We start from the raw sequence: 13,854 nt of genomic DNA, 5'->3' as shown, positions 1-13,854 counted from the left end.
CAATGAGAAACTTGAAAGGATATATTTTTGACTTGGATGGCACCGTATATCTTGGGAAGCAATTGATTGAAGGAGCAGATACTGTGGTGAATTCCCTTTTCAATGAGGGGAAGAAAGTGCTATTCCTTACAAACAAGACGATTGAATCGCGTCAGTGTTATGTGGAGAAGTTGCGCGGCTTCAAGATCAATGCGAGCCTGGAGAACATTTTGAATCCGACACTTACGTTGATTGAATATTTGCGGGAACATCATCCTAATGCCACATTGTATGTGATTGGAGAGCAGCCAATCAAAGATGAACTGGCACTTGCCGGATTTCGGGAAGGGCTGGCACCAGCAGAGATCGACGTCGTTGTACTGTCATGGGATCGAGATTTTCACTACGATCATTTGAATTTTGCCTATCAGTCCGTAAAGCTTGGTGCAAAGATGATTGCAACCAATCCTGACAGAACCTGTCCCATGGAGGTAGGCGATGTTCCGGACTGTGCCGGAATGATTGGTGCGGTGGAAGCGGTTGCCGGGAAAACGATTGATGTACAGATCGGAAAGCCATCCATTCTAACGATTGAAACAGCATTGGAAATTTTGCAGCTTAAGCCGGATGAATGTGTGATGATCGGTGATCGCCTCGAAACGGATATCCGGATGGGAATCGAAGCTGGAATGAAAACAGCACTTGTACTTAGTGGGATTACTACCGAGGAGGACTTGAGGGTTTCTCCGTGGAAGCCAGATTATGTCTTACCCTCGGTGAGTGGATTGCTATCGTTAAAATGATATTAAAAAAGGAAGCGGTAATAGAATCCCGCTCCCTTTTTTGTGTTATTCGATTCCTTTATCATCCTTCATTAATTTCTTCATATCGATTTTGAGCATCCGGTCCATCGGGTAGGTGGTCGTATAGCGGTATTTATCTGCTCCGGACTCAAACACGACGTAGAGTTCTTTTTGTACTTCAACGATTCCTTCTGGCATCGGGATTGCTTCGATACTTTGGCGTGGTTTAGCAGTGTGTCCATCAAGGAACCATAGGGGTACTTCTTTTCCTTCGACAGTGGCATAGGAATGAGGGTCTTCTTTTAATGGGTATTCATAACGATACAGTACACTGTCGTTTGCTCTTCCGTAGGATGTACTTAGCTTGATGCCATTCCCTGCTGCTTTTTGTATAATGGCGCCTTGGACTTTTCCAGTCGTTGAAAGGACGTAATCAGGCACAGCATTGTGCTCAGGTGAGCCATCCCAATGGGCTTCAGCAAGCATATCGTTGTTTCGTTCCAAATTGAAGCCGATCATCCAGGCGTAGTGCATTTCTCCATCCCTGTTTTCAATATGGTGAGATGGATCGGTCGGATAGGAGCTTGCCTCATAGAATTCTCCGACCCAGAGAATGCCCTCATCATAAACGGTGTAAGCCGCCTCGACCGGTAATGGTATTTGTCTTGTGAACTGAATTTCTCCGTTATTTTCCGCTTCTGCCAGGTCACTTAAATTGAAGCTGAACAAGTAATTCTCGGAAGCTACCCAGCCATGATCGCGACTGACGGTAACGCCACCAGCGTGACCGGTATACGGTGTGCCATCGGTGTTGTAAAGGACAACCGATTTCACCAGTTTGCCTGTCGTGCGATCTGTTACGGTAATGGTACCAGGCCGAATTCCATCATCGACATAGCTTATGGTAAGCAGCCAGTCTTTTTTCTGATAATAGGTTAATCCTTGAGGGACCAGTCCTTGGGCTAATCCTGCAATCACCGGTCCGTCCGAACTGATATCCCATAGACCTTGATAGGCAGGATCTTTTTGATGTTTCCATCGTTCCAGCTGAGTAATGATTTGGTGTTCTGGTGTTACTTGTACAGGGGCTGATTTTTCCGATACATTCCCTGATGTATCCTCTGCGCTTACTTGTAATGAGTACGTTTGATTGCCGATTAACATATAAAGGGGAAATTCTGTCTGTGATGCATCTACTGAATATTCGAAATGGCCATCTTTGTAAATATGATAACGGAATAGATCTGTTTCGGAAGATGCATCCCAGGTCAATGCAGCATTTCCGCTGCCAGCAGTCGCTTCCAGGTTGACCGGCGGATGCGGAGCCTCTTTATCTATTACTGGACGAGCTGGGGCTTGATCTTCTACCAGCCATCCCGGAGTCGGGTTTTGGTTTATTGATAATTTTTCCATTGTCCGTGTATTGTCCTTAGGATAGGTAAAGGTGACTGTTTTCTTTAGAGAAACGTCCTCTGCTGCATAATCCGCTCTGACGACTTCGTGGCCATCGGGGTCATAAACGGTTAGTGTGCTACCGCCATTGGCTAGCCCGCCGATGTTGCCAAGGATGATTGTATCCTCTTCTTGTAAATACTTACTTTTGTAGGAAAAGAAATAGTTATAGTTAAATGCATCCAGTGAAATAGGGCTGATTGATGCGGTTCTTGTCCAGACTACTACTGTTTCCCAAGGCTTTAAAATGTATGCTTCCTCGATTTCTTCGTCCCAATTGCGGGAGGCGAATCGATATCCTTTCAGGTCGATTGGATCCGGGCTATTGTTATAAAGCTCAAAGTATTCAAATGCATCATAACCTGCGTAGTTATCGGTATTAGGAATCAATTCTGTGATCAACAGGTTGGGTGGGATTGCATCTTCTGCCTTGGCGTTTTGTGAGGGGATTAATACCATTACGATGCCTAAAACGAGAATAAAAGCAGCTGCCCAGCTAATTGATTTAATTTTCAACTTACTTCCTCCTTTTAAAAATGTTATTTATGTAAAAATGAAAAGAACCCCATGACAACAGAATGTACGATCATCGTACACACAATTGGCACAGGGCTCTCTTCATCTCCACCCGCTATTTTATTACCTAATTTAATCATATGGGGACTTTGGTGTGGCAATGCATATTCGGCAGGATATTTAAGTATATTCTGAATTATTAGAATAATGCTTGATATGGAGAAGCAAATGTTTTATAATAGAAGTAACGAAAATAAACGTCGGCTTGTAGGAAGAGCAAAAGAGATCACCTATGAAGCGAACACTATGATTTCCTCACTATTAGTGGGGAGATTTAGCATTCGTTTCATGGCGTGGTCTCTTTTTATCGTGAAGGGAGTTGGTTGGATGGCGGTTTACATGGAGTATATGAATGAATTCTTCTGGCAGCATGAGACTTATTTTCGGATTGTGGTCAGTGCTGTATTAGGATTTTTAATCGGATGGGACAGGACATCGAAAAATAAGCCGGCTGGTTTAAAAACGTATACGTATGTATCGGTGGCATGTACACTGATTACGATTGTTTCGATCGAAAGTGCAGAGCTGCTAAGTCAGCCGGATAGCGGAAAAGTGATGGATCCTATGCGTCTGGCAGCACAGATTGTATCAGGTCTGGGTTTCCTTGGTGCAGGTGTGATCTTGAAAGACGGCTTGAGAGTAAAGGGGCTGACTTCAGCTGCGATGATCTTTTACGCTGGGGGAGTCGGGATTGGAATTGGAGCAGGATTTTATACCATCGTCATCTTCGCAACGTTAGTTACATTCACCATTACAAAGATAGGAAACTACTTTGAAGAGAGGGAGATTACGAGAGTGCGTTTTCCAAGGATTAAGAAAAAAAGAAAGACAAAAGCAGAAAATGAGGAAGAGGTTGGAACTTGAAAAGAGATTGAGCTCAACTCCTGTGAATTGAGCTCTATTCGGTTAGAGATCCAGATTCCAGAGCTTTGGATCACCAGAGGAAATGGCGAGTGCACCTGCCCCTAATCCATTCAGAATGTCTTCCTTATTACTGATCAGGCCGCCAGCGATGATTGGCAGCGCTGTCATTGTTGTCAGTTTATCAATGACAGATGGCATCAGGCCAGGAAGAACTTCGATGGCATCTGGTTTACAATTATGTGCGATATCGATACCCTTGACAAGAGCATTGCGGTCAATAAGAAAAAGGCGCTGGATCGTCATAAGGCCTTCTTCCTTTGCATATTTAATCAGGTTGCTCTTCGTTGTAATGATGCCGGATGGCTTCCAGATTTCTGCTATGTATTTAATGGCACTCTTTGTGTTGGACAGTCCATCAATGAAATCAATATGGATAAAGGTAGTTTTGCCGGCTTGTTTTAGTTTTTTCAGGTATCCATTCATCGTAATTAAATTTCCAGTAAGGATGAAGACGATGTTGGCTTTTGACCGGACTGCCTTTTCCAGGTCGTCTTCTTCCTTGATTGATGCAATCACTTGTGATTGGACAATGTCAATAATGTTTTGTTTCATATGCTATGCTCCTTTAATAGTCTGAATATTCTTTATTATAGCATAAATTTGAACTGGTTAGTTACTTTTGCAGTGGGTGATTAACGTATCGTTAATCTTAATTTATTCACCAAGGACAAGAATGAAATAAGTGCAAACTATCGTAGTTTATAAGGAATATAAAGATATGATTGACAATTATAGAGTGATATCTTTCCAATTAAGTTTTTTTAGTTAAACAGCAATTTAAGGTGTAAACTTACCAAATCTCATGTATTGCGACATATATACAAAACAAGTAGAGTGCAGAATGGAAGGAGCTGAGTTGACCTCCGGTTATTACGTCAAGGATTATCTCTTCTTTTCACTATATAAATTAACCACACCCTCAGCCATCCCCCTCACACTTTTCCTAAGTGAAACAGGGCTTACAATCTTAATCTGATCCCCAAACCCAAGTATATACTCCCTTGCCTCCTGTTCAGTATCAAAGCAAAGACTTGCTGGAATCCATCCATTATCCTTAGGGTTATCCATGTGTATCACCTGTACAAATCGCCCAGTAAAATTTATCCGCTGAATGATGGAGGGAGAAATTTCTACTTCCACCTCAAACCTAGGCAGGCTGCTAATGAATGACTGCTTTGATTCCTGCCAATAGCCAGCAAGATCAAAGTTATTCGGCCTGCTGAATTTGTCATTCATCAATTTTGCTTCCACTATTCTCGAAACTCGATAGCTTTTTATCTTTTCATCAGAAGCAGCTATGAGATACCAGGTGTTCCCTTTAGCTACCAGCCCCAATGGATCAACGATTCTCTCAATAGTTTGTTTATTTGCCTTTTCGTATTGGATTTGAAGCTTTTTCTCCTCCCATACAGCCTGCTGCACTATTCCAAATGACTTCATTTCCCGTGGGGTTTGTCTCCACGTGCTGGTATCTATATGAATCCGGTTGGAAATGTCTTTAACATCATCTTTCATTGGTGCGGGAATCGCAGCAAGCAGCTTTTGGCGTGCTTCTTTCCAATCTTCACTGATTCCTAGATCCGCAAGGTGCTGAAAGGAGGGGGAGAGAAGCAGGGTTTTGATTTCATTAGCTTTTAACCCGGTAAGATTCGTTCTGTATTTATCAAGCAGTCTCCATCCGCCGAATTTTCCCCGTTCAGCAAGGACAGGGATGCCTGCAGCACTTAAGGCTTCCATATCCCGGTGAATGGTGCGGTCTGTTACCTCCAATTCTCTTGCCAATTCCCTCGTAGTCATTCTTTCGTTATTTTGAAGCAATAATAATATAGAAATGAGTCTGTCCGCGCGCATTCTGTTCACTCCTGGCCAAAAAGTTTTAAATATGACATTGGATGTCAACATTAATGATTATAGTATAGATATAACACAAAAGGGGGCAGATCGGAATGACATCATTAAAAGGGAAGGTAGCATTGGTAGCTGGGGGAACGCGGGGAGCAGGCCGCGGAATCGCCATGGAACTGGGAGCGGCAGGAGCTACAGTGTATGTAACAGGCCGTACGACACGAAATCAGATGTCAGAATATGGCCGTAAGGAAACAATCGAAGAAACAGCTGAATTGGTCAATGAACTGGGCGGCATTGGAATTGCTGTCCAAGTGGATCATCTCATACCTGATCAGGTGCGATCTTTAATTGAAAGAATAGAAAAAGAACAGGGAAGGCTGGATATCCTCGTCAATGATATATGGGGAAGCGAAAATTTGATGGAATGGGATATTCCAGTCTGGGAGCATTCCCTGGAGAAGGGGATGAGAATGCTTCGTCTGGCGATTGATACGCATATTATCACAAGTCATTATGCCCTTCCGCTCCTGATTAAAAACAAAGGCGGATTAGTTGCCGAAATAACAGATGGAACAGAGGAGTACAATCAAAATCGCTACCGTCTGTCTCTTTTTTATGATTTGGCTAAAAGCTCGGTTATCCGGATGGCCAAAGCGCTGGCACATGAACTTGCTCCTTATGATTGCACTGCGGCTGCTGTTTCACCCGGCTGGATGCGTTCTGAAATTATGCTTGAGGTGTTTGGGGTAACAGAGGAAAACTGGAAAGATGCTGCCAAAAATGAACCTCATTTCGTTATCTCTGAAACACCAAGGTATATAGGGCGTGCAATTAGTGCCATAGCAAAAGATCCTGATAAAAAACGGTTGAGCGGCGGGTCCTATTCTAGTGGCCAGCTGGCTAAAATGTACAACTTTCATGATTTGGACGGTTCGCAGCCAGATGCTTTCAGATATTTGGTTGAGGTTCAGGAAGCAGGGAAACCGGCCAATGCTGGGGGATATAGATAGCTTTTTATTGGAAAAACTCCTTTGCAGAACTTCTGCAAAAGGAGTTTTTTTATTTGCCTAAGGGAACATGACTTCCTTATCCAAATTTTGGTGAATAATATCACTTTGATCGTTATAATAAAGCCAGGTATATAAATAATTAGGCATACATAGAGGGGAGAATGGTCTTGATCATCCCAGCAAAAAACAATCCCATTTTACCAGTGACGATAAGAGTAAAAGACATAGAATCCATCGTTAGCTGGTTCAAACAGCATCAGCGATCCTTTTATGCAATTGGCTGGTCCTATCTTGGGAGCCAACGCAAGATAGAGGAGCTTTTTTATAGAGCCATTTTACGGGTGCACAAGGAGCTGCCAAGCTTTAAAAGCAGCACATCTTTCGAAATGTGGATTTTATCTATTTTTATCCATATCTGCCGGGAGCTTGCTCTTAATAAAAGTTTACAAGCTTCGGAGGAATTTGATTCCCATCAAGAGATATTTCATGAACTCCATCAGTTAAAAGAAAAGGAAAGAGAAGTACTGGTTTTAACATACATAAAAGGACTCTTTAAGGACGAAACAGCACAGCTTCTCCAGGTTTCGGCCGAGCAGGTTAAGGAGCTTTTATTCTCAGGACTGCAGTCACTCAGAAACGGAATGGGATATGGAGAGCACTATCACGGCTGTAACGAGTACCAAATGCTTTACGTTGATTATCTGGAGAGAAACCTGGAACGGCCCGCAAAAATTGATTTTGAAATGCATATCTATCATTGCCAGGACTGCCAGGAGGATTTAGCAGCCTTACAGGAAGTTATGGTGAGCTTTACTGAAGCGATTGAGAAATTCAGTGTACCAGCTGGTTTTATGGAAAATGTCAAAGAACGGATTGCAGAAAGGGAAAGTCTCGATCAGCAAAAGAAGAATAAACGTAAAAGAAATGGGTTTATTGCCGCAAGTATATTCGTTTTAGTCATTTTTGCAGGGATTTTTACAGGTGTCTTTTCAAAACTTTTTTACACCTGGACAGAGGAAAACCAGGAGCTCCGTGCCTTTCTCCAGGAGGATGTGGGTGAAAGGCTGAACCTGGAAGCAGAAAGTAGTGGGGTGAAAATAAAAATTAAGGGTGCGATTGCTGATGATGTTCAGACCCTTATATTTTATGAGATTGAAGATACAAATGAAAACAATCAATTTATGATTAACTTTGATGATGGCGTTTTTATAGAGGACGAAGGGAAAATCATGATGGCAAATACCTATCCAAGGTACTTCCCCCCAGATATTGAATCAGATCTTAATAATAAGGAAAAGAACATTTATCATGGGAAGATGAGTCTTAGGCCGCTGAAAGAGGATACAGGTACAATTAAACTCAAATTAAATAAAGTTATGAAACTAAAGCGTGACTCCTCTGATTCTTACATGAGTATGGAGCCGGAAAAAGGGGAGTGGAACTTTGAGATCCCTGTCACAAAACAGCCATCCACTGAGTATGCATTAAATGAAAAAATTGAACTTGAGGGAGTCCCAGTCCGGCTGGATAAATTAATCCTTGCACCAACAGCGACAATTCTGCAATATGGCATTAATAATGAACAGCCAGCGAAGCGATTAGAGATGATCAATTTTAATGATCTTGAAGTTAACAATAAATTTTTGAAAGCTGATCTATATGGAAATTCTTATGTGCATAATCAGCCAGATATCAATTGGAGCATTTTCCAGGCGCATTTTGAACCTCTTTTTGAAACAGAAACAAATGAGGTTAAGGTTCAATTTGCTAGTGTGTATTTATCAATTGAAGATCATAAAACGATTAAACTTGATGCTTCCAGGGAATATCCTCAAACCTTTGAATATGCAGGCAGCACTATCTCCATTGATAAGGTGGAAATTGGTCAGCCGACCACCGTTATCTTCAGTAATCATAAAATTAAGAATCGAGCGTATGAATCGCTTCATTACTTTATTGAGACTGAGCAAGAAAATAATTCAATGGAGGGAGACTATGAAGGAGTCATTGTTGATAAAAATGGGAAAGAATATGATATGCATAAGATTACACCAAAAATATACGAAGAAATGGAACAGCCCCGTCACTTCTTTACTGTTCAGAGCGTGAAATTACCTGGTAATAATGTGATACCAAAAAGTTTGAAAATTACAGGATATAATACTACTAAATATTTGGATGATGTAGTGAAGATTTTGTTGGATTAGAGTAATTAAGAAGATAAAGATAGTAGAGTCATATGACTAACCAGGTGAAGCAGGAACCCAAGTGGGTTGCCTGCTTCTTTTTCCTTAACTCTATGGGTTCATCGCCCTGCCATGATATTAGTGGGAAAAGCTATCCCTTCAGATGTTCTTTATCATGGGCTTGCATTTTACCCGATATATTCATAGAGTTTATATAAAAGATAGAGTGGATGAAGTTTTCGTAATTTTTAACAAGCCCAGTCTAAAGGGGGTGGATGGAATGCTGAAAAAAGTTGCCACAAAAATTGCCGCATCAACGAGTGAAATTATCGGATATGATGTGATTATAACCGATGAAACCGGAATCGTTATTGGGGCCAGTGATAAGGAGAGATTGAATGTCCTTCATGAAGCATCTATCCCGGTTATTAAAAATAATAGGCCATTAACCAACAAGCCAGGTTATATTGATCATTTTGAAGGGACAAAGCCTGGATTTACTCTGCCGATTGAATTACATGGCACTTTTATCGGAACGATTCCTATAACAGGGGAGAGAAGTGAGGTTGAGAAGTATTGGCTCTTAGTCAAAAAGCATGCTGAAATTATGCTGAGGGAAGAAATACTTCTGGAGTCAAGTCTTATTTCACAGCAAGCCCATCAGCAATTTATAAAAGAGATCCTGGGATTGATGCTGGCCAAAATAGTGAAAACTTACTTAGAACCCGCAGCTTGGAACTCGGTTATGACCTGAAGCCGCCATACATTTGTGCAGCTGTCGAAATATTGAATATGAAGGATTTTGCCGAAAAATTTTCAGAATCTCGTTATTATGGTGAATCAATTGAAGCTGGTATTCAGCGTACCAAATTAACTGTAATGAAAGAAATTCAATCAGTTTTTCAGAGCAGCGACCTATCCACCTATATGGGGGAAGACAAGTTTATCATTTTGCATAAAGCCGGTATTCATGATCATTCCTATAGCCAGTTATTTTCTGCATGCAATCAGCTTCTGGACCGTTTGGATGCTAAAAGGATAAAAGCCATCATTGGTATTGGAGCTGCTGCAGATATTATTCCGGAAATCAAAAGGTCAAACCGTGAAGCCTGGAAGGTGATAGAGGCAGGCAAAAAACAAAGGGTTTCTGAAAGAGTTTTTTATGTGAATGACTATCTCCTTGAGACCCTCCTGCAAAGTATGGATCACGACGTAGTTGGAATGCTTATAAGGGAAATAAAGCCAGTACTTGATGCTGATGATTGTGAGGAAGTCACACAGACGATAAAGGCTTGGTGTGAGTCTGGCTTCAATAAACTGCAAACTGCCCATTCTCTTCACATCCATAGAAATACTTTGCAGTATCGTTTGGAAAAAATAAAAGAGATTACAGGAACCAGTATAAAGGATTACCGTAAAATGATGTATCTATATATGGGTATTTCCTTAACTGAATTAAAAATGATGAAAAATTAAAGAAAAATGTAAATTTTCAAAAAGATCAGTAAGATTTCCACCATAAAAAACTGATTAATGTGCAAAACGCACAAAATTTCATAGTCCATTGCAATAAACATTGTACTTTAAAGCGGAAAACCAATGACTTCAATCTTTCCCTTTTTATGGCTTATGGGGAGGGTATACTAGACTTATACTTCTTCTTTTATTTTTAATAACACCCAGGCGGGCGTTATTATCTTTAATTTATGAACGCACTTTATCCAAGTGATTAAAACTACTATCGTAGTTAATTAATCCTTTGGGTAAAGTGCGTTTTTTCATTTTCCATTACTTTTTAAGTTCCACTGGCCGAAATAAAAAAAATCCTTTAAAGTACCTCAGAAAAAAATTATTATGACTCAACTGTCCTTTCAGAAAGATTGAGTCATTCATTATTGGTACTAAGGATAACTCCTTTAGTAACAAATTAAGGATTGGAGGTCTCTCGGGTAATAGGTCAACATTTCAATGCCATCTTCTGTCACAAGAACCGTATCAGAGTGTCTAAAGCCACCTAAGCCCTTCACATATATTCCAGGCTCAACGGTAACAACCATGCCTGGTTCTAGTAATGTGTGATCACCTAAGTCGAAAAACGGTGCTTCATGCCCTAGTATTCCGATGTTGTGGCCGGTATGGTGTCTCGTTAATTCTGTTAAGTTGTTTTCTTTGAAATATGCTTGAACATCTTTTTCAACATTAGAGTATGCTCTACCAGGTTTGATGGCTTTAAATGCAACTTCTTGGGCTTCATACATATGGTGAAAATATTTTTCCTGCTCCTTAGAATATTCTTCGACGAACATTACTCGCTCTAACTCACTTGTATATCCAAAAACACTGGATGCTGCTCCCGTTACTAGAGTGTCTCCTTTTTTTAATACGATATTTTGTGTTACGGCATGGGGGAAAGCAGATTCTGGACCGACTTGACCGCGAAAAACAGCGTAAGGTGTTTGACCATGTGGTTTATAATCGGGTCCAAGAGTATCAATCATGGCTTTTGTTGCTTCATTCGAAGCCTTACTAGTAATTTCAATTTCACTTAAACCACTTTTGGTATATTTTTGGAGCAAGCGGTGCACTAGATTTCCCCAGCGACAGGATTCTTTAATTAATTCAATTTCATTTGGACTCTTAATAAATCTCATTTCTTCAACTACACCCTGTAAAGATACAAATTGCTTCGAGTCGATTAGCTGATCTATAGCGGGACCGCGATAGCCCATTGGGGAGCCATAGCCTAAAGAATCAAAACCAATCGTTTTATTCTCAAACCCATATTCTATTAAGATATCTTTGAAATACTCCATCGGGTGCTTAATTCCCGGATATTCAGGATATGAATGTACATAATCCACAACACTATATTCTTCCGCATGTTCATGCTCTAATGCTGGAACAAATAAGTGAACTTTATCTTGCGGATCAATCAGCAAACCAATAGGTCTCTCGGTAGGATGAAAATGAAATCCAGTTAAGTAAAAGATATCTGTTACAGAGAAAAGAACGGTAGCATCACATTCCTTTCCTTTGTAAATGCTTTTAAACTTTTCTTGTCTTTCTTTAAATTCGTATTTAGGAATAGATAATAGCATTTGTTTTTTCCTCCTTGTTATTGGTATATAGATGGCAGCTTGCGGTATGACCTGTAGCTATTTCTGTGAGTGAAGGTTCAATAGATTTACACATTTCCATGACAAATGGGCATCTTGTGTGGAACGTGCATCCAGAAGGTGGATTGGCAGGGTTAGGAACATCTCCTTTCAATACGATTCGTTCTTTCGCTTCTCTAGGGTGAGATACAGGGATAGCTGAGATTAATGCCTGAGTATAAGGGTGTTTTGGGTTTGAAAACAATTCTTCAGTGTCGGCTAATTCTACAATTTTCCCAAGATACATAACTGCAACTCGGTCTGTCATATGTTTAACTACACTTAAATCGTGGGAAATAAATAAGTATGTCAAACCAAAATCTTTTTGTAGCTCGAGCATTAAATTAATAACTTGTGATTGAACAGATACATCAAGAGCGGAAACGGGTTCGTCTGCTATAATAAAGTCTGGGTTTAAAATAACAGTCCTAGCTATGCCGATCCGCTGCCTTTGTCCACCGGAAAATTCATTAGGGTGCCGATCAAGATGAGTTTTAGAGAGACCGACGATTTCTAGAATCTCGATAATTTTCTCCAATCGTTCGTCAGGATGAAATTTCTTATGGACTCGGAGCGGTTCCATTAAGATTTGTTTAATGGTCATCTTAGGATTAAGAGAAGCGTACGGATCCTGAAAGACCATTTGCATCTCTTTCCGTAATGAGCGCATTTTTTCAGTCGGTAATGATAGAAGGTCTTGCCCCTTGTATCGGATTTCACCTGAAGTTGCACCAGTTAACCTCAATATGGTTCTTCCAGTTGTCGATTTTCCGCAGCCAGATTCTCCAACTAGGGCAAAAGTTTCTCCTTTATTAATAGAAAAACTAATATCGTCTACAGCCTTTACTACTAGCTTCGGCTTAAAGAGACCTTGTGATATTTCATAGTATTTTTTAAGATTCTTAACTTCTAGTAAGGGCTTTTCCATCAATGAATATTCACCTGCCGATTGGACTCTTGTAGCCAACATTTACTTAAATGCTCTCCCATTGAAAAAGTAGGAGGGGCGCTCACAGTGCATTTATCAAATGCATATGGACATCGATTGGCGAATGTACAGCCTTCTCCAATTTCATCTGGCCTAGGTACTTGTCCGTTAATGGAATAGAGTTTGCTTTTTCTCGAATTATTCGTCGGTAGAGAATGGATTAGACCTTTTGTATATGGATGTAGGGGATTGTCAAATAGTTCATGGATCTCTGCCACTTCAACAATTTCCCCAGCATACATGACCACAACACGATCGCACATTTCTGCTACCACACCCAAATCATGTGTGATAAAAAGAAGACTCATATCTTTTTCAGCTTTAATTTGCTTCATCAGTTCTAAGATTTGTGCTTGAATGGTTACATCTAAAGCAGTAGTAGGTTCATCGCAAATGAGGAGTTTAGGATCGCATAAAAGGGCTAATGAAATCATTACGCGTTGCCTCATACCGCCTGATAATTGATGAGGATACTCGTTAATAATCTGTTCCGCTCTTGGAATGCCCACTTGCTTTAACATATTGATGATGGCTTCTTTTCTTTCTTTTTTTGGCATTTTTTTATGCTGTTTTAGTGGCTCACTTAATTGTTCACCTATTGTAAAAACAGGATTGAGAGAGGTCATTGGTTCCTGGAATATCATGGATATTTCATTCCCGCGAAGTTTTCTGTATTGGTGACTATCTAGTGTAGTTACATCCATATTATTAAAATGAATACTCCCAGAAACAATCTTGCTTTTTTTCTCTGGTAAAAGTCCCATTATCGCTAAAGAAGTAACACTTTTTCCACTACCAGATTCACCAACAACCCCAAGAGTTTCACTTTTTTTCAAGGAGAAATTTACCCCTCGAATCGGTTGAACGGTACCTTCTCCTGTATTAAATTGGATACCAAGATTTTTGATTTCAAGAAGTACTTCAGTCATTTTT

General features: G+C 40.4%; 12 protein-coding genes. 6 read left to right on the top strand and 6 right to left on the bottom strand.

Annotated elements, in window-relative coordinates; translation table 11 throughout:
* Positions 1-2: 2 nt before the first annotated feature.
* Entirely contained in the window at positions 3-782 is a 780-nt protein-coding gene (locus QUF73_07520; protein MDM5226058.1) for an HAD-IIA family hydrolase, read from the top strand.
* 45 nt (positions 783-827) lie between these two features.
* On the opposite strand, the gene QUF73_07515 is transcribed toward QUF73_07520, so the two are convergent.
* Positions 828-2,750 (bottom strand): lamin tail domain-containing protein, encoded by a 1,923-nt coding sequence (locus QUF73_07515; protein MDM5226057.1) that lies wholly within the window; start codon positions 2,748-2,750, stop codon positions 828-830.
* A gap of 399 nt (positions 2,751-3,149) precedes the next feature.
* On the opposite strand from QUF73_07515, the gene QUF73_07510 reads away from it, so the two are divergent.
* Entirely contained in the window at positions 3,150-3,674 is a 525-nt protein-coding gene (locus QUF73_07510) for an MgtC/SapB family protein (protein ID MDM5226056.1), read from the top strand.
* A 42-nt stretch (positions 3,675-3,716) separates the two neighbouring features.
* Here QUF73_07510 and QUF73_07505 read toward each other — a convergent pair whose 3' ends face one another.
* Positions 3,717-4,286: a glycerol-3-phosphate responsive antiterminator gene (locus QUF73_07505; protein MDM5226055.1), complete on the bottom strand. Its 570-nt coding sequence runs from the start codon at positions 4,284-4,286 to the stop codon at positions 3,717-3,719.
* A gap of 330 nt (positions 4,287-4,616) precedes the next feature.
* Positions 4,617-5,585, bottom strand: a complete 969-nt coding sequence (locus tag QUF73_07500) for a YafY family protein (GenBank protein ID MDM5226054.1) — start codon at positions 5,583-5,585, stop codon at positions 4,617-4,619.
* A gap of 95 nt (positions 5,586-5,680) precedes the next feature.
* Here QUF73_07500 and QUF73_07495 point away from each other — a divergent pair, with 95 nt between their 5' ends.
* From QUF73_07495 to QUF73_07480, 4 genes are all read left to right on the top strand, one after another.
* Complete coding sequence (locus QUF73_07495) at positions 5,681-6,592, top strand: SDR family oxidoreductase (protein MDM5226053.1); 912 nt, start codon at positions 5,681-5,683, stop codon at positions 6,590-6,592.
* Positions 6,593-6,753: 161 nt separating this feature from the next.
* Positions 6,754-8,799 (top strand): DUF4179 domain-containing protein, encoded by a 2,046-nt coding sequence (locus tag QUF73_07490; GenBank protein MDM5226052.1) that lies wholly within the window; start codon positions 6,754-6,756, stop codon positions 8,797-8,799.
* A gap of 259 nt (positions 8,800-9,058) precedes the next feature.
* Complete coding sequence (locus QUF73_07485; GenBank protein MDM5226051.1) at positions 9,059-9,532, top strand: sugar diacid recognition domain-containing protein; 474 nt, start codon at positions 9,059-9,061, stop codon at positions 9,530-9,532.
* Entirely contained in the window at positions 9,511-10,254 is a 744-nt protein-coding gene (locus QUF73_07480) for a helix-turn-helix domain-containing protein (protein MDM5226050.1), read from the top strand. Before QUF73_07485 ends, QUF73_07480 begins: the two co-directional genes overlap by 22 nt.
* 440 nt (positions 10,255-10,694) lie before the next feature.
* On the opposite strand, the gene QUF73_07475 is transcribed toward QUF73_07480, so the two are convergent.
* The 3 genes from QUF73_07475 to QUF73_07465 are packed head-to-tail and all read right to left on the bottom strand — an operon-like array spanning position 10,695 to position 13,850.
* Complete coding sequence (locus QUF73_07475; GenBank protein ID MDM5226049.1) at positions 10,695-11,876, bottom strand: Xaa-Pro peptidase family protein; 1,182 nt, start codon at positions 11,874-11,876, stop codon at positions 10,695-10,697.
* On the bottom strand, positions 11,857-12,861 hold the full coding sequence (locus tag QUF73_07470; protein ID MDM5226048.1) for a dipeptide ABC transporter ATP-binding protein: 1,005 nt from the start codon (positions 12,859-12,861) through the stop codon (positions 11,857-11,859). Before QUF73_07470 ends, QUF73_07475 begins: the two co-directional genes overlap by 20 nt.
* On the bottom strand, positions 12,861-13,850 hold the full coding sequence (locus QUF73_07465) for an ABC transporter ATP-binding protein (GenBank protein ID MDM5226047.1): 990 nt from the start codon (positions 13,848-13,850) through the stop codon (positions 12,861-12,863). Before QUF73_07465 ends, QUF73_07470 begins: the two co-directional genes overlap by 1 nt.
* Between the last annotated feature and the right edge of the window lie 4 nt (positions 13,851-13,854).

Source organism: Cytobacillus sp. NJ13, from assembly GCA_030348385.1.
Classification (GTDB): domain Bacteria; phylum Bacillota; class Bacilli; order Bacillales; family Cytobacillaceae; genus Cytobacillus.
This window is presented reverse-complemented; position numbering and strand designations above follow the sequence as displayed.

Excerpts from the sequence above, each read along its gene's own strand:
- QUF73_07470 (MDM5226048.1), bottom strand. The coding sequence starts at position 12,861 with ATGGAAAAGCCCTTACTAGAAGTTAAGAATCTTAAAAAATACTATGAA.
- QUF73_07475 (MDM5226049.1), bottom strand. The coding sequence starts at position 11,876 with ATGCTATTATCTATTCCTAAATACGAATTTAAAGAAAGACAAGAAAAG.
- QUF73_07490 (MDM5226052.1), top strand. The coding sequence starts at position 6,754 with ATGGTCTTGATCATCCCAGCAAAAAACAATCCCATTTTACCAGTGACG.
- QUF73_07495 (MDM5226053.1), top strand. The coding sequence starts at position 5,681 with ATGACATCATTAAAAGGGAAGGTAGCATTGGTAGCTGGGGGAACGCGG.
- QUF73_07485 (MDM5226051.1), top strand. The coding sequence starts at position 9,059 with ATGCTGAAAAAAGTTGCCACAAAAATTGCCGCATCAACGAGTGAAATT.
- QUF73_07465 (MDM5226047.1), bottom strand. The coding sequence starts at position 13,850 with ATGACTGAAGTACTTCTTGAAATCAAAAATCTTGGTATCCAATTTAAT.
- QUF73_07520 (MDM5226058.1), top strand. The coding sequence starts at position 3 with ATGAGAAACTTGAAAGGATATATTTTTGACTTGGATGGCACCGTATAT.
- QUF73_07500 (MDM5226054.1), bottom strand. The coding sequence starts at position 5,585 with ATGCGCGCGGACAGACTCATTTCTATATTATTATTGCTTCAAAATAAC.
- QUF73_07510 (MDM5226056.1), top strand. The coding sequence starts at position 3,150 with ATGGAGTATATGAATGAATTCTTCTGGCAGCATGAGACTTATTTTCGG.
- QUF73_07505 (MDM5226055.1), bottom strand. The coding sequence starts at position 4,286 with ATGAAACAAAACATTATTGACATTGTCCAATCACAAGTGATTGCATCA.